Below are 24,046 nucleotides of genomic sequence, written 5' to 3'. Positions count from 1 at the left end.
GGATGTTGGCTAGATTACGCCCTTCGAATGGATTCGATTATGGGATTTGGCTTTACATCTCGGAAAAAGCAGAAAAACACCCCGAAAGGGCGTGGGCGATCGTGGTTTGGCTTTTTCTGGGAAACATTGGCGGGAGTCGTCTTTACGGCTGCGATCGTTGCAGCCATTGGGTTAGGCCTGCTGATGTGGGGCTGGTCTCAGCGAGATCAATTCCTGACGGCCGAAATTCGCAAAGCGCTCCTCAATCAATTCCCCAATGCCGAAGTCAAGTTCGATGCCGCTGAGTTTGATCAGCGAGGCCGAATTCTGCTCACCAATTTGAGCTTTGCCTCCCGAGCCGATTCCGAAACAATTTTCTCCGTTCCCGGCTTGCGAGTTACCGTCGATCAGGACTTGATGCTCAATGAGCGTAAGGTCGATATTCAATCGATTGAATTGAATCGGCCTGAATTGACGCTGATACATAGTCGGGATGGTCACTGGAACTGGGAAGGGCTTTTTGAAGCCGAGGGTAAGGAAGCCGCTTTGCCGATTGTGCGAATTCGCGATGCCTCCGTCATTCTGCAGTACGAACACGAACAGTTCTCGCGTGCAGTCCGGCTGAAAATCGACGCCATTGATACTGATCTCATTCCCGCCTCGATGCACGAGTATCGTTTTTCGGGAGTGGGGCGAGAAGAAACTCTGGGCGCCTCTCAGTTTTTTGGGGCTTTTGACATCAAGCATCAAACCTGGGATCTTTCCGGGGAGTTGAATCAACTGAAGATCGACCAGCCTTTGCTGGAAGTGGCCTCGGTCATTTCTCCCGATGCAAAATCGATGGTCGCTCAACTGCAGTCGACCCGGTCGAGTCGGGATGCGGAGGCAAACCTTCAGGTTGCTCAGGTTTCTGCCAGTTCCAACAAGACCTTCGTTGATGGAACTCCAGCCGACGCACAGGTTTCACTCGAACTGACAACCGACGTGCAGTTTCATTCGAGCAAAAAAGCAAATTCCGAACCCGATTTTTCCGTGTTTGCTCAACTGGTCAGCGGGCAGTTGAGTCATCCCGACTTGCCGGTTCCACTGGATCAGATTAAAGGAAGCCTGGCTGTCGATAAGCTGGGATTACGCATCGATAACATTGTGTTGGGGTCTGGAACAACGTCCGCTCGACTGGCCGGGGCCTGGGGCTGGGGAGTCGATTCGTTGCCCGAGCATGTCGATGAAGGAATCGGCATCACCTTGAACAACTATCGAGTTTCTCCTGCGACTCGTGAGTATCTTCCCTCTGGTCTGAAAAAAGTTTACGACGAACTCACCCCGGCTGGATTACTCAGCGGTCAGTTTCGTATTCGACGGGGTGTCGAAAAGCCAATTGATTTTGATCTGGTGAAAGCGAGTATTCGCGAAGCCACGGCGATCCATGAGATGTTCAAGTATCCAGTCTCCGAGATTACTGGAGAAATCATTCGAACAGATGATGGTTCCAGTAAAGAGACCTGGGCGATTGAATGTGAAGGCCGGGCTGCCAATCGGCCGGTCAAATTTTCAGGTACGCTCATCGATCCGGGGCCGGATTATGAAACTGTGATCGATATCCATACCGACAAGTTTCCAATCGATAACCAGTTTTATCGGGCTCTTTCACCCAAACAATCCGAGGTGATGACGCATATCGGCATTCAGGGAACCGCCGATGTGCATTGCGTCGTGCTTCGACGTCAGGCTCATGGCCCAAAGCCGATCGTCCGTCTGGCCATCGATGTCTACGATAGTTCCATGCGTCTGAAATCGTTCCCGCTGCCAGTACGGGATCTTTCCGGACATATCGCTTTCGATGAAAACGGCTGGCAGGTTTCTCGCGTTAAAGGCAAACACGGCGAAACCCCTATCCATGCTTACGGTACGGTCAAGGAAATTGGTAACGACGACTGGAAACTCGAACTGACCATGATGGCTGAGCAGGCTCGGTTCGATCACAATCTCTATCTGGCCATTTCAGAATCGGATAAGAAAAGTGCACAGGTCTGGCAATTGCTGCGACCGCGTGGCCTGTTCGATATCAATCTGAAAGTCGACTGGACGACCGGGCAACAGGTCGAAGTCGATGTGCCTTTGATGAAGCTCAAAAACTGCGAAATCAATCCGACGGTCATGCCATGGCGGCTGATGGATCTGGAAGGAACCGTCACGGTAAATCGCGAACATACGGTAGCCTTTGAAAACCTGAAAGCCCGGCATGATCAATGTGTGATCGAAACTTCCGGCTCGTTCATTCCGCGTAAAGATTTCTGGCAATTGCGATTCGACCAGATCGATGCCGATGATCTGACGCCGAGTCATGAGTTTATGGCTGCTATTCCCAAGAATCTGCGTGATCTGCTGGTTTCAGTCAAACTGAAAGATCCCGTCTCACTTTCCGGACAGGTCGAATTCAAAGGCGATTACGCAGGCCGCACCATCACGGCTGCATGGGATTCGCGAGCGGTGTTGAATCAAACCGATCTCTACATGGGGGTCGATGTCAATGATGTCAGTGGTACGGTCAGTTGTCAGGGATACTTGAATCGTGATGGCGTCGCGATTGTTCCCAACGGAAAACTTTCCATCGATTCCTGCTGGGTGATGGGATATCATGTCACCGATATTCACGGCCCCTTCCAGCTCAGTGAGAAAAAAATGGTAATCGGGTCTCCGAAAATGTTTGATTCCGAAGATGCCGGTAATGAATGGTCGACGGTCTCTCGTGAAGAGCGAGTGACAGGTCGCATTTTTGATGGAGAACTCTTTCTCGATCTTCTCGTTCAGCGAACTCCGACCACGCCCTATTTGCTGCGAACAACTTTGAGTCGAGCGAATCTGGAGAAATGGGCGATTGAAAGCAATTATGGTCAGGCAAACATTCGCGGCGAAGTGAATGGCTATATCGACCTGGCAGGCGACAGTGTTTCCTCACGAGCAACCGTCGGAAACGGGCGACTACTCATCAGCCCGGCTGCGTTGTACGAAGTGCCGGTTCTATTCCAGATGTTCCAATCCCTGCGTTTCGCTCCGGCCGACGATACCGCATTCCGACACGCGTATGCAGAGTTTCGCGTTCTGGATGAGAAATTCGTCTTCGATGAAATCGGTCTGCTCGGCGATACAATGAGTCTGTTTGGACAGGGGTATGTCCGCTTTGACAGGACGATCGATCTCGATTTCGTTTACCGTCCGCCGCGTCGAGGAGGAATTAATCTGGCAAGCCAGCTGATGAATCGTCTGGAAAATGTTCTGCCTGTTCTGTTCACCGTGGAAGTCGATGGCACGGTCGATGTGCCTCGGATAGCCGTCAATGATGGAATGCGGGAAACCCTCCGCGGCTTCGGCCGTATGCTACAGCAGGCACCGGGAAACATCCGACCGCCAAAAATGATGCCACCTCCACGCATTCAACAACCGCCAAGGACTGCTGAATTGCCACCGACTCCGTAATATGTGGTGGCACGTCCCAGAACGAAGTGATGGGCGTGGAGTAAACCCTGGGGGCTCCGCTTCGCTACGGCCCCAGCCACCCCAAATTCCACTTACTGTGCCACGGCTCTGTGAGCCGTGTTTTTGGGCGTCATCGTGGTATACACGGCTCGCAGAGCCGTGGCACAGTCGATTCTGACTAACCTGGTCAGTCTGCCATCATGGCAGATTTGTTTTCCTCGGGTTCGCTGACAAAATCCTATTCTGCTATATCCACTGCGGTTCCCGCTCTTTTCTCCTCTTTTTTCTGAATGGCACATGGCTTGCATTATTGGTGTTAGCAATTGAAAGGAGTGCCATTCCTGCAGGTTCGCTTTGTGAACTCGTGAATGCACTTCTGATATGGACTGCCAATTGTCTTCCTGTCCAAGCTGGAAATCAGCTCGGAAGCGAGAGGCATGTCTCATAGATCAATCGAACATGGAATACTGGGCTTTTAAGTGCCAGTGAAAAGTTAAGGTTGATGATGTTGTAGGGCACGATGATTGTAAATTCAGTCAGCGAAGTGCGTTACAGTTATTGGAACACCAATTCAAAGCCCTGAAACAGGGCAAGTAGTGAGGGAAAACCGTGGCAAAATTGTTGAGTTTTGATGACGATGCGAGAAAGCAACTCCTGGCAGGGGTGACTAAACTTGCCAATGCAGTCAGCAGTACACTCGGACCTCGCGGACGAAATGCCGTTCTGGACAAAGGCTGGGGCGCTCCTAAAGTGACCAAAGACGGCGTGACCGTCGCGGAAGATATTGAACTCGAAGACAAGTTCGAAAACTGTGGCGTCCAACTGGTCAAAGAAGTCGCTTCTAAAACTGGCGATATGGCTGGTGATGGAACAACCACTGCAACAGTTCTGGCCGAAGCGATGTTCCGCTCAGGTTTGAAATACATTGCAGCCGGGGCAGACGCGATGTCTCTGGCTCGCGGAATGAACAAAGCGGTTGCCGCTGTGACCGAACACCTGGGCACAATGTCCAAGACTGTCAAAGCCAACGATCGCGACGCGATTAAGACTGTCGCGACTATTGCCGGAAATAACGATCCGGAAGTCGGCGAAATTCTGGCAGATGCGTTAATGAAAGTCGGCAAAGACGGCGTGATCACGATTGAAGAAGGCCGTCATATGACGACCGAAGTCGATCTGGTCGAGGGAATGCAGTTCGAGCGAGGCTTCCTGTCACCACACTTTGTGACCGATCAGGACAAACAACTTGTCGAAATGGAAAACTGCCGCATTCTGATTCACGAAGAAAAAATCAGCAGTGCTAAAACTCTGGTTCCGCTACTCGAAAAAATCTCTGAGGCCAATGTGCCTTTGCTGATTATCGCTGAAGACATCGACGGCGAAGCACTGGCGACTCTGGTTGTCAACAAATTGCGAGGTATTCTGCGAGTTGTTGCTGTGAAAGCTCCAGGCTATGGCGATCGTCGTAAGGCGATGCTGGAAGATATCGCAATCCTGACCAAGGGAACTGCCCTTTTCAAAGACTTGGGTGTGAATCCAGAAGCGATCGAAATGAAAGATCTGGGCGTTGCCAAGAAGATCATCATTTCTTCAGACAACACGACCATCATTGAAGGAGCCGGTTCCAAGGCTGCGATTGATGGACGAGCAGAACAGATTCGCAAAGAAATCAGCTCAACCGATTCGGAATACGATCGCGAAAAACTGCAGGAAAGACTGGCCAAAATCGCCGGTGGTGTTGCTCAGGTTCGCGTTGGTGCAGCGACCGAAACCGAAATGAAAGAGAAGAAAGACCTCATCGACGATGCCCTGGCCGCTACGCGAGCCGCCATCGAAGAAGGAATTGTTCCCGGTGGTGGAACCGCTTTGCTGCAGTGCCGTGACGCCGTATCAGGCTTGTCGCTCAAAGGCGATCAGGCCCTTGGTGCTCAGCTGGTCGAAGGGATTCTCGAAATGCCACTGCGAAAGATTGCAGAAAACGCTGGTCTCGATGGTTCTGTCGTTGCCAACCGTGTCCGCAAGGGCAAAGGCAAGGCTTATGGCTACGATGCCATGAATAATGAGTACGGCGATATGTATAAGTTCGGCGTTGTCGACCCGGCCAAAGTGGTTCGCTCGGCTCTGCAGAACGCAGCCAGTGTGGCCTGCCTGTTGCTGACAACCGACTCAATTATTGTTGATGAACCCGTCGAAGCCGACGATCATCACGATGATCACCATCACGACATGGGCGGCGGTATGCCGGGCATGGGCGGAATGGGCGGCGGAATGCCAGGCATGGGTGGCATGCCAGGTATGGGTGGAATGGGCGGCATGCCAGGCATGGGCGGCATGGGCTTCTAACACAAGCATTCTGCTTGACCGGGGCAGTCGCATGATTGCTCAAGGAGGTAGAATGTCTGGTTTGCTCCTGCAGGTTGCTGTGGGAGTTAGGGTTAAGAGATCGTTAAATACAATTTGATATAAGCTGATGGTACTTGCGTGCCTCAGATTTCAGTTAAATAAGAGAAATCAATTTAGGAGTTTTGATCGATGAAGTTGAATCCGCTCGATGATCGTGTTGTTATTGAACCACTGGCTGCTGAAGAAGTGACTGCAGGCGGGATCGTTCTTCCTGACTCTGCTAAAGAAAAGCCACAACGTGGCAAAGTGGTTGCCGTCGGGCCAGGACGTTTGCTCGATAGTGGCGAACGCTGTGCGATTGCAGTCGCCAAAGGCGATGAAGTTCTTTACGGCAAATACGGCGGAACCGATATCGAAGTCGAAGGCACGGAATACAAAATCCTTCGCGAAAGCGACATCCTCGCCAAAGTCGTCTAGAGCATTCTGCTCTACCGGGTGCAGTCGCATGGACGCCAAGAAATAGAGCTTGTCGATTTTGCTCCTGCAGAACGTGGCTAGGAAGTAGAGATTTTCAAATTAAGTTTTAATGAGGATCAAATGGAGTCGAATTCATTTTATCCTCAGAATTTGAAAACTCAGGATTATAAAATTTCGCTCGATACTACTGAGAAGTTTTTCAGACAATATTATTCGCCGGTGGAAACAAATGCTCCCGGCGCTGCAATTTTGAGGAGATACCAACGTGGCTAAGCAAATGCTTTTTTCAGATCAGGCTCGCATCAGACTGCAGCGCGGTGTGCGAACTTTGGCGGATGCCGTCGCTGTCACGATGGGGCCAACCGGTCGCAATGTGATCATTGACAAAAGTTTCGGCAATCCTGTCGTCACCAAGGACGGCGTGACCGTCAGTAAGGAAGTCGATCTGGCTGACCCTTACGAACACATGGGTGCCAAGCTCGTCAACGAAGTCGCTTCCAAAACCAGCGACATCGCCGGTGACGGAACAACGACTGCGACTGTGCTGACTCGTGCGATTTACGAAGAAGGTCTTCGCAGCATTTCTCTGGGTGCCAATCCTACGGTTGTTCGCCGTGGAATTGAAAAAGCAGCCAATGCCGCTGTCGAGAAACTGAACAGCATGGCTAAGCCCGTTTCGGATAAATCCGAAGTGGCCAGTGTCGGTGCGATTTCTGCCAATAACGATCAGGCGATTGGCGATTTGATTGCCAACGCTATGGAAAAAGTCGGTCGCGATGGTGTCATCACTGTCGAAGAAGGCAAAGGGAATGAAACAACTCTAGAACTGACCGAAGGGATGCAGTTCGAAAAAGGATACATCTCTCCTTACTTCGTGAACGATCCTGAAACGATGTCCTGTGTTCTGGAAGATGCATTCATCCTGCTCTTCGAGAAGAAGATTTCCAGCTTGCGAGACATTGTGCCGATTCTGGAAAAAGTTTCTCAGACCGGCCGTCCGATGCTGATCATTTCTGAAGACGTCGAAGGCGAACCACTGACTGCACTGGTTGTCAACAAACTTCGTGGCGTGTTAAACATCGCCGCTGTGAAGGCTCCTGGCTTTGGCGATCGCCGCAAAGCGATGCTCGGCGATATTGCCGTGCTGACTGGCGGAACTCTGATCTCAGAAGATCTGGGTCTGAAACTCGAAAATATCGAAGTCGAACACCTCGGACAGGCTCGTCGCATCGAAATCACAAAGGACAACTGCACCATTATCGAAGGTGGCGGAGATTCCAAAGCGATTCAGGCACGCGTCGATCAGATCCGCAATCACATTGAACAGACCGATAGCGATTACGATCGTGAGAAGTTCCAGGAACGACTTGCGAAAATCACTGGTGGCGTCGCCATCATTTCTGTCGGTGCAGCAACCGAAGCAGAAATGAAGCAGACCAAAGCCCGCATGGAAGATGCACTGCACGCGACTCGTGCAGCAGTCGAAGAAGGGATTCTACCAGGTGGTGGAGTCGCACTACTTCGCTGCATCGATACCGTTCGCGCTTTGAAACTCGAAGGTGATGAGCAGATCGGTGTGGATATCATCGCTCGTGCCCTGCAGGGACCAATCCGACAGATCGCAGAAAACTGCGGTGTCGATGGAGCCGTCATCGCTGATGAAGTGATGGGCATGAAGGTCAATGAAGGCTACGACGCCAAGAAGGGTGAGTACGGCGACATGGTTGCCAAAGGTATTATCGATCCTGCCAAAGTTGTCAAAACCGCTTTGACAAACGCCGCTTCGATTGCCGGTCTGATGCTCACCACTCAGGTTTTGGTCACCAAAACCGATGGCGATGGCCAAGATCACAAGCAAATTGAAGGAGCCATCCGTTAATCGGGGGTTCAACGAATAGTTTCGTCAGACACGGACGATAGTGACGAGAAATGAAAAGGGTCATCGCGTTCCGATGGCCCTTTTTTTAAGCATAGTGCTCGACAAGAAATTGACTGGTAGTACAAGCACGAAGGGTGGCGGGGGCGCTCTCGAAGAGAAGCCCCCGAAGTGTTGAACTTTCGGGGGATTCCGCAAAAGCGGAGCGCCCCCGCCACCCCAGATTTGGTTTTGTTGGAATCAGGTTTGGCAGGCGTTCAAAATATGCTCGAGAGTTCTGTCGTGATATTGACAGAAAGCCGAATGGGATGAAAGTACTCTTCAGTCCATTCGATTCAAATAGCGAGAGTCTGAAATGATGGTAGAGAAGCGAGATTATTACGAAATTCTTGAAGTCGAGCGCACGGCTACGATTGAGGTGATCAAAAAGTCGTATCGAAAAATTGCGGTGAAGAATCATCCCGATCGCAATCCCGATGATGAAGAAGCGATTGCACGCTTCAAAGAAGCGTCCGAAGCTTACGATGTGCTTTCCAACCAGGAAAAGCGTGCCCGGTACGACCGTTATGGACACGCCGGCATGGGTGCAGGAGCCGGTGGCGGCGAACAGTTCCACGACATCCAAGATATTTTCGATGCCTTTGGCGATCTATTCGGCGGTGGTGGACGTCGACGTTCCGGCCGCTCCCGCGGACCTGCTCGTGGCGATCATCTGCAGACAACCTTAACACTCGATTTGCTCGAAGCCGCGAATGGCTGCCAGAAATCGATCAGTGTCAAACGCAATAAGCTCTGCGAAACTTGCGATGGAACAGGAGCCAAGCCAGGCACGAAACCAGAATCATGCGAGTATTGCGGCGGTGTGGGGCAGGTCGTCCAGAGCCAGGGCTTCTTTCGGATGCAGACAGCTTGCCCCAATTGTGGCGGGGCAGGGACGGTCGTCAAAGAGAAGTGTACTTCGTGCTGGGGAAATGGATTCGACAAAGAACAGGTCGACCTTGAAGTAAACGTTCCTGCTGGTGTCGATAATGGCATGCAGTTGTGTTTACGAGGAGAAGGAAATCCTGGTCGCGGCGGTGGACCTCGCGGCGATTTGTTTGTGCATATCACCGTCAAAGAGCATCCTCTGTTTCAACGTGAGGGGATGCATTTAATTTGCCGGGTGCCAATTACATTCTCACAGGCGACTCTGGGGTCAGAGATTGAAATTCCAGTACTCGGTGGTAAAAAGACACTGACGATCGCTCCGGGAACCCAGCCAAACGAAGTGATTCGCTTACGCGGAGAAGGAATCGCCGATCCACAAACCGGACGTAAAGGTGACCTGCATGTGGAAATTAATGTTGATGTTCCCAAGAAATTGAATGAGGAACAGGAACGCCTGCTGCGGGAACTGGCCGAGCATGATCATGTACATGTTTCTGCGCAACGAAAAACATTCTGGGATCATGTGAAAGAGTTTGTAAACTGGGATGATGACGAGGATTAAGCATCGTTTTTGAATTGCATATTTTGAACCACGGATGGACACAGATTTTCACGGATAGTCTGAATTGAAAAATATTGGGTTTGTGCTGATACGCCTGATAAATTTATTAAACATATAGAGTTGCTGTGATTGAGAAGATCATGAATAACGAAGAATTGAATTCTGAACAGGACTTGCCGGAAGACGTTGATAATGCGAACGGCGATGAGACGGAAACCATTCCATTTGAAGATGCTGCCGAGCAGGCTGAGGAAGTTTCGCCTCTGATCGTATTGCAGAATCAGGTGGAAGATCTCGAAGACAAACTGGTTCGGTCTCATGCCGAACTGGCCAACTTTCGTCGCCGAGCAGCGGTTGAACTTCAGCAGTTCCGCATGTACGAAGGCATCAATCTGTTACGGGATCTGTTACCGGTCATCGACAACCTCCAGAGAGCGGCTCAGGCTGCGGAGAACGCTTCGAGCATTGACGACTTGAAAAAGGGAGTCGAGATGGTGACTCAACAGTTTGTGGAAACGCTGGGCAAACACAACGTCGAGCCGATTCATGCTGGAAATGAAGCCTTTGACCCAAATCAACATGAAGCGATTCAGCAGATTCCATCAGCCGACGTCCCTGCGATGCACGTCCTGCAGGAACTCGAAACCGGCTACAAAATTCACGACCGAATCATCCGCCCGGCTAAAGTCATCGTCTCAACAGGACCTGCAGAATAAAGCTTGAATATACAAAGCAGGTTGGTTAGTGATGAACAAAATATTTTGAATCAAGTGTTGCACAATCTGGTCTCTGTGCGAATGATATCTGGTGTATTATCGGTTTCTGGAAGGCTCCTGTGAGCATTCCTCTTTTTAAGAGAAGTTCAATGCCAACTTACGATTACATCTGTGGGGCCTGCGATGCCCACTGGGAATTGTTTCAGTCGATTAAAGCCAGCCCCGTCCGCAAGTGCCCGGAATGTGGCAAGATGAAAGCCAAGCGACAAATCGGCACCGGAGCAGGCGTAATTTTTAAAGGCTCGGGATTCTACCAGACCGACTACCGCAGTGATTCCTACAAAAAAGGAGCCGACGCGGCTAAGAAATCGCAGTCAGAAGCGAAATCCGAATCCAAGTCGGAAACCAAGTCGAGTGATTCTACCCCGAAATCGAAATCTTCGAGTAGTAATTCCGAATAGTATGAGAGTTGTCTGATGATCAAACCATTGACCTGTCCCGTCTGTAATAAACAGTTGCCACCTCAGGTCACGGTGTCGTATGCGACGTTCCCTTTTTGCAGTGAACGCTGCCGGAATGTGGATTTGCTCCGCTGGTCGGATGGTAAGTACGCGATCGTCGAAGACATAAAAGATCGGCCGGATCTCGTCCAGGAATATCTCGAAAAATTGGAAGAGCTTGGCGAGGCTGAGTACGAAGACGATTCTGAATCGATGTAACTTTCTGAGGAGTCGAACCGCTTGTCCGATGATCAGAAAATGGAATTTGACTGGCTGATCGTGTGTGCTCTCCAGATTGAAACTTCAGCAATTGCCAGTCTGCTCAATAATCCCAAGTCAATTACCATCGGTAAGAGCTCAGTTGTGATCGGGCAAATCAAAACGGCCCGCATCGCACTTGTCACAACTGGCCCCGGACGAAAGCGAATTCGTCAAGTTCTGCCACTGCTACTGGATCAGATTCATGTTTCGCATCTTCTGAATGTGGGACTGTGTGGTGGGCTTTCATCGGAGTTATCTGCAGGGGCTCTCATCGTTCCGAATGATATCATCGAGGAGCAGGGTCCATCTATTCAGCTGGCTTCACCTGTTAAAGATATTCAGGAATCATTCGCAACTGTCTCTTTGCTCTCTGTCATCCATCCATTGCATTCCCGCGTATTGAAAGAGAAAGCTTTCACAGATTCGTCTGCTCAGGCCGTCGATATGGAAGCGTTTTTTGTAGCAGAAATCGCACAAGATCGAAAAATTCCGCTGACCGTCATCAAAGGTGTCAGCGATGATTCACTCACTGATTTCCCGGCAGAATTAATGCATGTAACGAGACAAGATGGAGGAGTCGACTGGAGTCAACTTGTAAGATCAATTCTCTTTCGACCAGGAATGATCATCAAATTATTACGCTTACAAAAATCAAGCCGGCTGGCAATGAAGAATGTTTCCGAGCAGGTCAAGAGGCTAATTGAAAGATGCCAATCTAATGGAAGAACTGAAGGAACCGCAGATGAACATAGATAAACGCGGATGGCTCACTATTTATCTGCATTAATCTGTGTTCATCTGCGGTTTTAAAAATATTTTCTATTGAGCGTCGATGTTTGATTACGTCATGTACAGCCTGACCTCAGGAAGATTTCTCATCATGACTTGAAGTCGGGATCGTAGACGTGATACTTGATTTATCAAATAGTAAATGTATCGATGCCAAAAGAGGCTCGTAGCGACAGAATAAAATGAGGTTTGGTGATGAGTGCGGCGGTGAAGGAATGTCTGAAGTCCTGGATAGCATCCCGGTGCGATGAATCGACAATCAAATGGATTAACGAATCTTGCGAGCTGATTGCACAAAATCAGCTGCCTCAACTCTACTTGCGTTTTGGCTTGGCATCGCGAAAAGTTCCGAAATTAAATCTGGAATTGTCTGCTGAAGAACTGAGTAACGCTCAGTCTGCTCAAACGAACTGGCGTCCGAAAAATTGGAGTCTGATTGAAGCCGTGCGTTCTTTGTTCGTATTGTCACTTCCAGAAAGTGATGCAGCAGAATATGTGAAGGTGCTGGATCGCTTGTTTGGAGCAGGAGAAGTGAGTGAACTGGTGGCATTGTATCAGGCATTGCCCCTGTACCCGTTTCCGGAAGCTCATGTGAATCGAGCGGCTGAAGGAATTCGGACAAACATGCGGAGCGTGTTTTGTGCGGTTGCTCATGACAATCCTTACCCTACTGATCAATTGCCGGAAGGTTTGTGGAACCAGATGGTGCTCAAGTGCCTGTTTGTGGAAGTCAGTTTGTATCCTGTCATTGGCTTGGAAGACCGTAACAATGCGGCTCTTTCCCAAATGCTAAGCGACTATGCCCACGAACGCTGGGCGGCCAGCCGAACGGTCCATCCCGAACTGTGGCGATGTGTGGATGTCGATGTTTATGAGCCCGCGATTGATGACTTATCGCGTGTTTTAACGACGGGAAACGACATCGAGAGAGCAGCAGCAGGATTAGCTTTGACGGGTAAAAAATCACCCGCAGCGATCAAGTTATTGGATACTCAACCCGAGTTGAAAGAGAAAATTGAGCAACGGCAAATCAGTTGGAAGACTATTCACGAGCAGTTGTTTGCATCCGTGGTACAGAATTCCTAGCCAATTTCGTGAGGAAGTGCCTGACCTACACCTCATTCTCTTGGCGTCTTTGCGGTTCCTACCATTTACGGTTGGGGAAAAATTCGGAAGTTGGGGATTTGCATCCGCTTCATCTCATCTTCGAGGGTTTGAGTGGAGTCCTCTGTGATTTTGATTTTGTCGCCTTGTTTGAGGATATCGAGATTGGTCATGATGACTTGGTCGCCGGGAGTCAGTTGATCTTTCAAGATGCGAATTGTCTGGATATCGATTGTTTTCTCAATCGGGACACTGACGACTTTCCCATCCTGTGCCAATAAAATCTCATCATCGATGACCGCATCGCGAGGAATGGCAATTACGTTCTCGTACACCGGGCCTTCAATTTGCACGGTCACAAAAGTTCCAGGCAGAAGTGGCGATGCTGAGTTTTCATTGTCGACGACGACAAACACATCGACAGTTCGGGTTTGTGCATCGGCTGTCGGAGAGGCTCGGGTAACAAGTCCTTCCCAATACGCATCGGCTGTGCTGCGTGTAGAAATTCGAGCGGTCGGATATTCGCCCGCTGCGATTCGGGGAATGATTTTCAGATAGTCTTCCATCGCAATACCGATGGGGATTTCGACCTGTTTTTTACTAGTCACAGTGACAAGGGGATCTCCGACACGAACGTATTGCCCTTTCTCGACATTGATTTTTGAAAGTTGCCCACTGATCGGACTGGTCACCGAAGTTCGCTCAACTTCCAGTTTCGCCAGATCGAGTTCGTTGCGGCGTGTTTGTCGTTTTGCTTCGACTTGCTTGATTTTCTGGGGCATCAACGCCAGTTCGGTTTCGAGTTGAACTTTGGCTTCTTCGTATTTTCTGAGATCGAGTTCGGCAGTGGTTAAATCGCTGGGACTGGCAATTTCCTGACGGACAAGATTTTCGACTCGTTTATATTCAGAGATGAAGGCATTGAAATTTTTCTCTGCGATTTGGAGTCGTCGAGTGAAATTCTTTTGCTCCTGCTCCAGACGATTCAACTCGGCCTGATCTTCATTGAGTAAGTCCTCGGCTTGTTCAACCCGCTCCTGATACGTCTGGGGATCGATGCGAGCAATTAAATCTCCACTGGATTGTTTGGAGACACCATCGACATCGGTCTGAAAAGAGGCTGCTGAGATTTCCTTGCCGATCTTCAAGGGAACGATCGTTTCGACAATTTCTCCAGAAACCTGAGCAGAAAGAATCACCTCCTGCATCGCTCGGGCCGTTCCGAAACCGGTCAGCATTTCCTGAATGGTCACACTGTCCGCTTGATACACCTGAACGATGTGCGAGCGTTCAACCGGTTCTGCTCGTTTCGGATCCTCCCGCATCGAAGCGACCAGCCAGGTGACAAAGCCGCCACCGATCAGGCAAGCTGCAATCAGAATGATGGAAAACAAAGTTCGCATACCAGGCAACTTTCTCAGCAAAGATGTATGTTCAGAGGATTTCAGAGCGACTTTCCTCGGTGGCGGAGGTGAGGAACTTGTCGAGAAATCGGGCTCTTGGACACTCGAATCGGGCACAGTGAACAGCCTTTATTGGGTCAGATCAGGAATTGGCTAACAATTCCGATAGGTTTTGCAGCAATGAGAAATTGGATTTGGTTGAGTGTTGAAGGTTGAGAGTTGAGCGTTTTTATCTGAAACTACCGCAGATACGAAATTTTATGTACGTGCATTGCAAAACTGCTGTCTCTTCAGCGTTCTTCTCTCAACCCCTCAACCTTCAACCCTAAACTCTCATCAACATTATAACCATTTCTTGTTCTGAGTCAGCATCGAAGTTTTATGGCAATTACGAGAATTGACAAACTGGACGACCCTCGACTCACGGTCTATCGGGAGACACGTAATAAGTCGCTCTGTCTCAATTCGGGTCGATTTCTGGTCGAGGGCTGGCGGGTTGTGGAACGATTACTGAATAGTGATTATGAGGTAGATTCCGTTTTAATCAGCGAACGTCGCATCGAGACATTTGGCCCGCAGTTTGAGCATCGATCAGATGTGTTTGCCTTGCCGCAAAGTGAAGCCGCACAACTGGTTGGGTTTAATTTTCATTCTGGAGTAATGGCCTGTGCATTTCGTCCAGAGAATGCTGTCCTGGAGGATTTTCACAATGAGAAATCGCTGATTGTTTGTTGTCCACAGATTACCGGACCAGATAATCTGGGGTCGATTATTCGACTGGCTGCAGGCTTTGGAGCGAGTGGAATTTTATTGGGATCAAAGTCGGCTGATCCGTTTTTGCGGCGAGTTGTCCGAGTCTCGATGGGATCCATTTTTACAATGCCGATCCGAACCTCAGAAAATCTCACGGAAGATTTACAGAGTCTTCGTAATTCTGGATATCAAATCCTGGCAGCCGAAAAGACCGAACTTTCAATGCCACTTACCGATTACCATCTACCTGAAAATGAATCTCCAATGGTCTTGATGTTGGGAAATGAAGCCGAGGGACTAGATGAAGAGAACCTGCAATATGCCGATGAGGTCCTGCATATCGAGATGACGAGCGGAGTTGATTCCCTGAACGTCGCAAACGCGGCTGCTGTCTTCTTATTTGCGTTGACGAATCGAAGTCACCGTCCTAAATGACTCATTTATCAATGTGTGTATAACCGCCAAGACGCCAAGAATTAAGAGAAGATTTTTTGAACGGTCTAAAGTGTTAATTTTGAACTCTGTTCCAATTGAAAACCGGATTTCCTGTAACGTCTTGAAAAGGTCCTCCGGGGTGGCGGGGGCGCTCCGCTTCAGCGGAAGCCCCCGGAAGTTCAAAGATTCTTGGGCTTCACTTCGAGACCGCCCCGCCACCCGGGTACCATTGGAAACGCGATAAATGATAAACCCTTGTGAATCTTAGTGTCTTGGCGGTTTATATTATTCTTCTTCAGCTTCTGTTTTTTCTTCGGGGACCGCATCGGGATCGATGATTGTGACAATCTGGCCGGAGTTTTCGAGGCTGGCCTGCAAAGAATTGATCGTCCACTTGCCTGCTTCCAGTTTGGCCTTGACAAATAGTTTCCCTGTTCCGATAGGGCCTGAGATTGGAATTGTGCAGTCGGCGTAACCTTGCTGCATGTCGTCATCGACTTCGATATTTCCTTCCGAAATGAAACCGCCTTCGATCGGCAGCCCGAGTTCTTTGACGACCTGCTCATTACCGCGAGCCGCTTCGACAGACTTCATATGCAGAGGGTTTTTTCTCAGAGACTGCAGAGAACTGATGTAGGCAAGTCCAAAACATCCTCCACATAACGAGAATACTAATGCCATCACTATTGGCAGGACAAGCAGTTTGTTATTCCAGGCCCAGTCGAGAAAATAAGGCGAGTGAGGTTGTTTTGGTGCTTCGCTCAATGAATTGTGTCCTGTGGAGTAATGCTGTATAGAATCAATGTGTCTTAAACATCAGAACCTTGAATTGTCAAAACGAGTCGTCTACTGCCGCCGTGATTTCGATGTTCGCAAAGATAAATCCCCTGCCAGGTTCCCAACTGGAGTTGACCTTTTTTGACTGGAATCGAAACAGAGGCTCCCATTAAGGAGGATTTGACATGGGCGGGCATATCATCCGGTCCCTCGCAGGTATGGACGTAGGGAAAATCTTCCGGTGCGATATGATTCATGGCTGCTTCCATGTCGACCTGAACATCGGGATCGGCATTCTCGTTGATGGTTAGCGAAGCGGAGGTATGCTTGATAAATACGTGCAGTAACCCGACCTCAATCGACTTCAACTCCGGCAACGCTTCGACGACGTGACGAGTGATAATATGAAACCCGCGAGTTTTTGCCGGCAATGAGATTTCCGTTTGATGCCACATGGTCGAGAGTTTCTTATTCAAGTATTTTTAGAACTATGGATGGACACAGATATAAATTTGCGGCTATGCCGGTGTGCTCTGCCAATCGCCCTATGTCATTTCATTTGTGCCACTGCTGAGTTTCCCAGCAGTGTTTATTCGGCATTGAATTTAAAGTCCAGACAACATTTTACGAATAAAAATAGTAACTGAGTTTAACCATCATCCTTGTAGATCGTCGGCCCCTCACTGACGCTTCGGTTTAAGATGGTTCATGAAAAACATCCTTGCATATTCGTGGTTCAAATTTCCTTATTGTCCAGGACCGTCTGAGATTTCCATCGCAAATAATGATCGACAATGGTAATCGCGACCATCGCTTCGGCCATGGGGATGAAGCGTGGGAGCAGGCAGGGATCGTGTCGTCCTTTGGTGCTGATTGTTGTGGGCTCGCCATCTTTCGTGACGGTTGGCTGTTCCTGAGATAATGAGCTGGTTGGTTTGACCGCTGCCCGTAATACGATGGGAAGCCCCGATGAGATTCCACCCAGCATACCGCCGTGGCGGTTGGAATCGGTTGTAATTATTGTGGGGGATTGACCGGGGATGAAGTGATCGTTGTGAGCCGTTCCCCGCATGGTTGTGCAGCCGAAGCCGATGCCGTATTCCACACCCAGGACAGCAGGCAGGCTGAAGAGTGCTTTGGCCAGATCGGCTTTGAGTTTATCAAAAACCGGTTCGCCGAGACCAGCTGGGATGCCCGTCGCAACAATCTCGGCTGCTCCGCCGATGGAATCCTGTTCTTTGCGAACGGTGTCGATCAGCTCGATCATTCGGTCGGCTGCTTCTTCATCGGGACAGCGGACGATATTCGGCGTGCCATCGCTGCGGGTTTCGACCTGTTCTAATGTGATTGAGCCAGGATCGGGAATGTTGGCATGGACATCGCCAACTTGAGTCACATATCCAACGACTCGACCGCCGCAGGTCTGTTGCAGAATTTTTTTGGCAATCACACCCGCAGCCACGCGGACAGTCGTTTCCCGAGCAGAGGAACGTCCCCCGCCGCGGTAATCGCGGAAGCCGTATTTGGCATCGAATGTATAGTCAGCATGTCCCGGGCGGTAGATATCTTTAATGTTGCCGTAGTCGCGACTCCGCTGATCTTCATTACGAATCAAAATCGCCAGAGAAGTTCCCGTCGTTCGGCCCTCAAAGACACCCGAAAGGATTTCCGGAATATCGGCTTCCTTTCGCTGGGTGACAATTTTACTTTGGCCGGGACGTCGACGATCGAGATCGACCTGCAGTTCTTCGACGGAAATCTCGATTCCTGGGGGAACGCCATCGATGATGACGACATTTCCCGGTCCATGGCTTTCGCCAGCTGTTGTGATACGAAATGTGTGTCCAAATGTATTACCGGGCATAGTTTATGACTTCAAAGACTGAACCGTACTGGATTTTGTGGGTCATTACGGATTGATAGTTAGGATTTGATTGAACATCATTATGGGTGGCGGGGGCGCTCCACGATAGTGGAAGCCCCCGGACGGTTTGTTTTCGGGGGCTTCTCTTCGAGAGCGCCCTCGCCACCCAGTCAGCAGTGGAACCCGAGGATCCCAACTGTTTAAGATGTTTCTCTCAACCATTCTAGCGATTCCGATTTAAGGAACCAGCCGACAAACTGTTTCGTTCCGCTTGACGTCGTGACGGAATCGCGGACAATCCGGCTGAATGAGACACAAATTGATCAACCATCAGTGGTTGTTGACTTCTTGATCTTCAGGACCTTTTCTCTGCCCGTTTTCACCATCGATAAAGATTTCGAATCCATGAAATTTTCCCCAGCTGTCGAAAATCTCGCCCCTTCAGCCACCATTGCTGCCGCGACCAAAGCCAAAGAACTCAAAGCTCAGGGAAAAACGATTTATGAATTCACACTGGGGGAGCCTGACTTTAACACGCCGGCTCATATTTGTCAGGCGGCAGTCGAGGCGATGAATTCGGGCAAAACTCATTATACACCTGCAGGTGGAGTTCCCGAACTGCGCCAGGCCATTTGTGCAGCCGCCAAGCGGGATTACAATCTCGACATCACGCCTGCCAATGTGGTTGTGTCCAACGGTGCCAAGCATTCCATCCATAATGTGCTCACCACAATGTGTCATCCCGGCGACGAAGTGCTGATCCCGACACCTTACTGGGTCAGCTACAGTGCACTGGTCGATTTGGCCGGCGGAATTCCGATTCTCATCTCAACCGACGAGTCCCAGGGATTTTTGCCGACAGTCGAGCAAATTGCGGAAAAAGTGACCGGCCGTACAAAGCTGATCATGCTCAACAGTCCGTGCAATCCAACAGGCGTTGTGTTCCCGGTTGAACTGATGAAGGCAATTGGTCAGTTGGCCGTTGATCGTGACTTTTATGTCCTTTCCGACGAGATTTACGACAAACTGATTTACGAAGGAAACGAAACCGCCTGCATGATGACGCTGGGCGACGAGATTGCCGCCCGTACTATCGTGATTAACGGAGTGAGCAAAGCCTACGCAATGACTGGCTGGCGAATTGGCTGGACGATTGGTGAACCGGCTTTGATCAAAGCAATCGACAAGCTGCAAAGTCAGCAGACGTCGAATCCCTGCAGTGTCAGCCAGTACGCAGCCATCGCCGCATTGAATGGACCGCAGGAATGTGTCAGTGAAATGCTGGCCGCATTTTCAGAGCGTCGGGAGTATGTTGTGAATCGGATGCGGAAGATCCCGAATGTCACCTTTGCCGATCCGGGTGGAGCGTTTTACGTGTTCTTCAAAGTCTCTGATTATTTCAACAAGCCTCTCCAGAATGGAGCTGTGGCTAAAGATTCAACCGAGTTCTGCACGAAATTGCTCGAAGAAGGTCAGGTCGCTCTCGTGACCGGCGATGCTTTTGGAGCAGAAGGTTATGTTCGACTTTCGTTTGCGACTGATATGCAGACGTTGGAAGCGGGACTGGATCGCCTGGAAAAATTCCTGGCCGGTTAGTGTTATTCTGACTGTGGATTTGTAGATGCATCCACTGTGTAAGCCTGGATGATTTTCTCACCGGTATCGAGATTGAATTCGAGCGACAGGTCTCCTGTATCGGCGTAATCATTCGGATTGAAATCGACTCGGTAAGGACCGATCTGTATTTCGATTTTATTCGTGAATATTCCGTGATAGACAAAGGACGCTTTCGACTCCATTATTTCAACTGGAAGATACTCATACAACAAATCGCCATGTGTGCCTCCATGACTTGATTCGTATTTGAATCGCTGGTCGACTTTCACATAAGGGTGACGTTCCTTGAGCTCTCGGAAATAACGATCTTTAATCTGAGTGAGATTGCCACGGAGAGTGACATGGAGAGATCGTAACGGAGGAAGTTCGTAGACGATGCCGGAAAGCCCAGCGGTCAGATCTGTGAACAGAGTCCGGCGTTTATCAGGTGCTTCAATGATGCCGTAGTACTCATATTGTTTACTCAGTTCCGTTAACTCGAATTTCCCCTGAGCATCGGTCTGGCCTATTTCTTTGCCCATCCAGCCATGAGTCCCGGAACTGTTTTTTCCGACTTTTTCACGTACGTACAAGAGAATCTTCGCATTGGTAACCGGTTGATTCTCGACATCGATCACCGTACCCGTTGTCGGCTCGGCTCTTACAAGCTCCAGCTCATATGTTCCAATTGAATTGGGATGTTCGAGATTTAACTCGGCTGGTTCATACCCGTCTGCTTCCACATAGACTTTGTAGGCGACTTCGTTCACATGCTCGAATCGATAGACTCCTTGCTCCAGGGCTTTAGGTTTACGATGGGAGCCCCCGGAATAATTTCTGTAAGGATAACCATAGACATTGGCGTCATGGATAGGATTTCCATCTTGATTGAAAATGGAAATATCCAGGGGACCCCCCGGCTTAAGAACAACGACCAGATCCTCGACTACTCGATCCGCATGGTTTTCAATCGGTCCCAACCAGGCTGGGGCGTAATCCGAAGAGATAAACATTAATTCCAGATCGCCACTGGAAATTTCCAAATCAAATGTATCCGTGACATTTCCCCCATTACCTGACCTTGAACTCGAAGAATTTTTAGTTCTTCTTTCGGAATGGTAATGAACGGTCACTTCATTCGTATTGGGTGAACCATCTTCCAGAAGTATTTTCCCTTTGACACGGCCTGTTCCCTCCTCATAAGGAACAGTCGGAGCCTTGTCAGGTGATGCCGCTGGAGTGACAACCTTCTTGGCGATCTCCAGTTGCTGCCCAGTCGAAGCCAACCAGATCGAAAGACCGAACACGAAAAGCAACATCAGAGCGATGGGGAGATAGACGAAATAAAAGGCAGGAGAGCGTTTCAAAATTCTTCCTCATTTGGAATCTGAGAGTTTAGTTTTCCTGTTCACTCGAATTTTCGGGAACATTGTAAGGTCGGATTGTTTTCTCTCCCGTATCCATATTGAATTCGAGTAACAGATCTCCTTGGCTGGCATAATCATTGGGATTGAATTCGACTCGGTAAGGGCCAATAAGTACTTCGACTTTCTCACTGAATATTCCGGGACAGGCAAAGGTCGCTTCGGCTGCCTGTTGATCAAGCGGAATATAATCATGCAAAGTATTGCTGTGATTTGAGCTGCCATAGGAGTAGGTGAATTCCTGATCCACTTTGACGTAAGGTCGATTTTCTTTGAATTCATTGAAATATCGATCATGGAGCTGAGCAAGATCGCCTGTGATCTTGCCCTGAAGTGTTCGTTTAGGAGGCATCTCATAGACGAGACCAGTGCTGCCAGCTGTGAGGTTGGTAAAAGGGACGCGACGTTTATCAGGAGCTTCGATGATCCCGGAATGTTCATGGTCGGACATCAAATCGTCCAGTTCGAATTTTCCCTGTTCATCGGTGACTCCGATTTCTTTCCCGCTCCAGCTATGAGTTCCACTGGTATTTCCTCCGACAACCATTGCCCGCACATACAACAGAAACTTCGCATTGGCGACGGGTTGATTGTCTGCTCCAATCACAGTTCCTGAAGTTGGATTTGCTTTGACGAGTTCCTTTTTGTAGAGGCCGACCTTGTCGGGGTTTTCGATCTTAAAACTCGTCGGTTCAAATCCATCCGCTTCGACATAGATTTTGTAAGTCAAATCGTTGACGTTCTCTCTTCGATACACACCCGCCTGAGTCGCCTTGAAGGGGTTATGCGAACCACCTTCATTATTGATAATCGGAAAGCCGGTGACATTGGCGTCGATGACGGGATTGCCATTTTCATCGGTGAGGGAAATGTCGAGAGGGACTCCCTTTTTTAGCACGATGACGAGATCCTCAATCAGTCCATCGGCATGATTCTCCAGCGGTCCCAGCCAGGCCGGGGCAAAGTTTGAAGAGAATACTGTGATGATGGTATTGCCACTTTGAGCTTCCAGATCAAACGAATCGGTCACCTGAGGACCCGTTGCGCGATAAGAGGCGGAAGTCGTTCCTGTGACCCGATTGGATTCGTAGTTAAGTTGAACCTTTTCAGTGTTGGGTGAGCCATCTTCGAGAATAATTTTTCCCTTGAGCCGACCTTTGCCTTCTTCATAGATAAAATCGGCTGGAGTCGCCGTTGCTGCCGATTGATGCATGGTTACGAACAAAGTCCCTGATGCCATTAAAAACAACATCAGACCAAAGATTAACAACAACATTAGCACGACGGGGAGAACAACATAAATCAACACAGGACTTCGTTGCATCAGTTTACCTCTTTTCGGGATTAATTTTGACGTCCGATTTCCCCGTTGTTAAATCGAGTTCGACGTGCCAGTCATCCTGTCCGTTGGAATCAATGGGGACGAGATATGGTCCGATTTGAATCTCGATTTTTCCTGGCAAGGTTCCGTGAAATACGAAAGTTCCGACTCCATCTTCATTCGTAACATTGACCAGATCATTAATCGAAGCTGAGTAAGGCGTATCAAAAGGTGAATATGAGGAGTGAGAATGTGAGCCTCTGGTTTTTTCAGTGAAAGTGAGTAGCTGTTGGATCCCCACGATCGGTTGATTGTTATTGATTGTTTTCAGGAGTGAGAAATCACCTCGGATAGTTCCGGTGATGATGCCGGTTTTGGGGATTTTGATTTCGACATCTTTCTGATCCTCTTTGAGTTCATTGAAGAGGGTCCGTTGCATGTCCGGTGTTTCTACGATTCCGAAATAGATGGCATCTTCTGCAAGCTGGTCCAGAATAAACGTGCCATCTTCTGCTGTTGTGGTCATGAGGGCATCATGAGTTGGATCTTCGAATTCATCAGCAACTAATAAATGACGCAGTTTCGCCCCGGCTACAGGATTGCCGTCTGCATCGAACACCTTCCCCGTGGTTGGTTTGGCGATTTGCATTTGTGTCGACCAGTGGTCGTAGTCGTCGATATCTTCTTCACGTGTGGAATAACCGGGAGCGGAGAGACGGATTCGCAGGGTTGTCGCAGGCATCATTTTGAGGAGATACACATTCTCATCGATCTTCTCGGCTTCTCGAAAACTTCCAAACTGATGGGCACTTATCACAGGTGCAGCGGAGACTGTCGCATTCGAGATTGGATTTCCTTTATCGTCTTTCAGTTCGACTTCAAGTTCACGACCTTTCGTCAATTCGAGTCGGAATTCCTCGGTTTGTAATCCAGGAAAATTGCTGATGGGCCCTGCATAAGTTAATGCATAATCGGGATGCTCGGTATATAAAATGACATTGCCGGAGCGTATTCTGTGAGAGAATTCCCCCTGCACCGGCCCGAAGACTCCCGTTTGATAAATATCTCCTCCAGAATTTTCGTGACCACTGACCGCGTAATAAATCAGCAAGTCGTCTGTGTTTTCTGTTCCAGAAGGGAGAAGAACTCGACCAGTCACTTCTTCCTGACCGGGTTCAAAGTACATCATGGCTGGAGTTGCAGGGGAAGATGTCGTCGAGGCCGCAGTTGGAGTAATAGTAGTCAGTGTGGTTAAATATTGATTCAGGAAATATCCGCCTCCAATCAACCCCGCCAGCAAAACGCAAACTAATACGGAGGCAAAGAGAAATGCTCCAGTTTTATTAGGGGAATTTTCTGACATGTGATTTCCAATAAGTGAGTGACTTGAATTCATTTACTTTGATATGTCAGACTGTAAGTCGCAAGAGACAACGGCTCTGCAACCCGAGCCGATCATTGA

Annotated in this window: 19 protein-coding genes; 12 read left to right on the top strand and 7 right to left on the bottom strand. The window is 49.3% G+C overall.

Going from position 1 to position 24,046, the window contains the following annotated elements; translation table 11 throughout:
- Window positions 1–39: 39 nt before the first annotated feature.
- The 10 genes from Pan54_RS23225 to Pan54_RS23180 all read left to right on the top strand — a co-directional run bounded on the left by Pan54_RS23225 (window position 40) and on the right by Pan54_RS23180 (window position 12,993).
- Window positions 40–3,456, top strand: a complete 3,417-nt coding sequence (locus Pan54_RS23225) for a hypothetical protein (RefSeq protein WP_165441937.1) — start codon at window positions 40–42, stop codon at window positions 3,454–3,456.
- A 609-nt stretch (window positions 3,457–4,065) separates the two neighbouring features.
- Window positions 4,066–5,799: a chaperonin GroEL gene (gene groL / locus Pan54_RS23220; protein ID WP_146505821.1), complete on the top strand. Its 1,734-nt coding sequence runs from the start codon at window positions 4,066–4,068 to the stop codon at window positions 5,797–5,799.
- A gap of 189 nt (window positions 5,800–5,988) precedes the next feature.
- Window positions 5,989–6,276, top strand: coding sequence for a co-chaperone GroES (gene groES / locus Pan54_RS23215; protein WP_146505820.1), 288 nt, complete (start codon window positions 5,989–5,991; stop codon window positions 6,274–6,276).
- Between the two features lie 265 nt (window positions 6,277–6,541).
- Window positions 6,542–8,155, top strand: coding sequence for a chaperonin GroEL (groL, locus tag Pan54_RS23210; protein WP_146505819.1), 1,614 nt, complete (start codon window positions 6,542–6,544; stop codon window positions 8,153–8,155).
- Between the two features lie 355 nt (window positions 8,156–8,510).
- The gene (dnaJ, locus tag Pan54_RS23205; RefSeq protein WP_390621958.1) at window positions 8,511–9,641 is read left to right on the top strand and encodes a molecular chaperone DnaJ; all 1,131 of its coding nucleotides are present in this window, start codon (window positions 8,511–8,513) and stop codon (window positions 9,639–9,641) included.
- A gap of 140 nt (window positions 9,642–9,781) precedes the next feature.
- Window positions 9,782–10,357, top strand: a complete 576-nt coding sequence (gene grpE, locus Pan54_RS23200; protein ID WP_146505817.1) for a nucleotide exchange factor GrpE — start codon at window positions 9,782–9,784, stop codon at window positions 10,355–10,357.
- A 149-nt stretch (window positions 10,358–10,506) separates the two neighbouring features.
- Window positions 10,507–10,818 (top strand): FmdB family zinc ribbon protein, encoded by a 312-nt coding sequence (locus Pan54_RS23195; protein WP_146505816.1) that lies wholly within the window; start codon window positions 10,507–10,509, stop codon window positions 10,816–10,818.
- A gap of 15 nt (window positions 10,819–10,833) precedes the next feature.
- Complete coding sequence (locus Pan54_RS23190) at window positions 10,834–11,076, top strand: DNA gyrase inhibitor YacG (protein ID WP_146505815.1); 243 nt, start codon at window positions 10,834–10,836, stop codon at window positions 11,074–11,076.
- 21 nt (window positions 11,077–11,097) lie between these two features.
- On the top strand, window positions 11,098–11,874 hold the full coding sequence (locus Pan54_RS23185) for a phosphorylase family protein (RefSeq protein WP_146505814.1): 777 nt from the start codon (window positions 11,098–11,100) through the stop codon (window positions 11,872–11,874).
- A 228-nt stretch (window positions 11,875–12,102) separates the two neighbouring features.
- Entirely contained in the window at window positions 12,103–12,993 is an 891-nt protein-coding gene (locus tag Pan54_RS23180) for an EboA domain-containing protein (RefSeq protein WP_146505813.1), read from the top strand.
- Window positions 12,994–13,058: 65 nt separating this feature from the next.
- Here the strand turns inward: Pan54_RS23180 and Pan54_RS23175 are convergent, their stop codons facing one another.
- Complete coding sequence (locus Pan54_RS23175) at window positions 13,059–14,414, bottom strand: efflux RND transporter periplasmic adaptor subunit (RefSeq protein WP_146505812.1); 1,356 nt, start codon at window positions 14,412–14,414, stop codon at window positions 13,059–13,061.
- A gap of 381 nt (window positions 14,415–14,795) precedes the next feature.
- Here Pan54_RS23175 and Pan54_RS23170 point away from each other — a divergent pair, with 381 nt between their 5' ends.
- Entirely contained in the window at window positions 14,796–15,602 is an 807-nt protein-coding gene (locus tag Pan54_RS23170) for a TrmH family RNA methyltransferase (RefSeq protein WP_146505811.1), read from the top strand.
- A gap of 285 nt (window positions 15,603–15,887) precedes the next feature.
- Here Pan54_RS23170 and Pan54_RS23165 read toward each other — a convergent pair whose 3' ends face one another.
- From Pan54_RS23165 to aroC, 3 genes are all read right to left on the bottom strand, one after another.
- The gene (locus Pan54_RS23165; protein ID WP_146505810.1) at window positions 15,888–16,367 is read right to left on the bottom strand and encodes a cytochrome c oxidase assembly factor Coa1 family protein; all 480 of its coding nucleotides are present in this window, start codon (window positions 16,365–16,367) and stop codon (window positions 15,888–15,890) included.
- Between the two features lie 44 nt (window positions 16,368–16,411).
- On the bottom strand, window positions 16,412–16,834 hold the full coding sequence (locus Pan54_RS23160) for a secondary thiamine-phosphate synthase enzyme YjbQ (protein ID WP_146505809.1): 423 nt from the start codon (window positions 16,832–16,834) through the stop codon (window positions 16,412–16,414).
- A 281-nt stretch (window positions 16,835–17,115) separates the two neighbouring features.
- Window positions 17,116–18,243, bottom strand: a complete 1,128-nt coding sequence (aroC, locus tag Pan54_RS23155; protein ID WP_146505808.1) for a chorismate synthase — start codon at window positions 18,241–18,243, stop codon at window positions 17,116–17,118.
- Between the two features lie 405 nt (window positions 18,244–18,648).
- Between aroC and Pan54_RS23150 the strand changes: the two genes are divergently transcribed.
- Entirely contained in the window at window positions 18,649–19,839 is a 1,191-nt protein-coding gene (locus Pan54_RS23150; protein ID WP_146505807.1) for a pyridoxal phosphate-dependent aminotransferase, read from the top strand.
- Window positions 19,840–19,841: 2 nt separating this feature from the next.
- Here the strand turns inward: Pan54_RS23150 and Pan54_RS23145 are convergent, their stop codons facing one another.
- Genes Pan54_RS23145 through Pan54_RS23135 form a run of 3 tightly spaced genes read right to left on the bottom strand, consistent with a single transcriptional unit; the run spans window position 19,842 to window position 23,947 of the window.
- Complete coding sequence (locus Pan54_RS23145) at window positions 19,842–21,206, bottom strand: carboxypeptidase regulatory-like domain-containing protein (RefSeq protein ID WP_146505806.1); 1,365 nt, start codon at window positions 21,204–21,206, stop codon at window positions 19,842–19,844.
- A gap of 28 nt (window positions 21,207–21,234) precedes the next feature.
- Window positions 21,235–22,587, bottom strand: coding sequence for a carboxypeptidase-like regulatory domain-containing protein (locus Pan54_RS23140; RefSeq protein WP_146505805.1), 1,353 nt, complete (start codon window positions 22,585–22,587; stop codon window positions 21,235–21,237).
- 4 nt (window positions 22,588–22,591) lie between these two features.
- Complete coding sequence (locus Pan54_RS23135; protein WP_146505804.1) at window positions 22,592–23,947, bottom strand: carboxypeptidase-like regulatory domain-containing protein; 1,356 nt, start codon at window positions 23,945–23,947, stop codon at window positions 22,592–22,594.
- Window positions 23,948–24,046 lie beyond the last annotated feature (99 nt).

The organism is Rubinisphaera italica (assembly GCF_007859715.1).
Lineage (GTDB): Bacteria > Planctomycetota > Planctomycetia > Planctomycetales > Planctomycetaceae > Rubinisphaera > Rubinisphaera italica.
The sequence above is the reverse complement of the archived record's forward strand: the minus strand, read 5'-3'. Positions and strand labels throughout refer to the sequence as shown.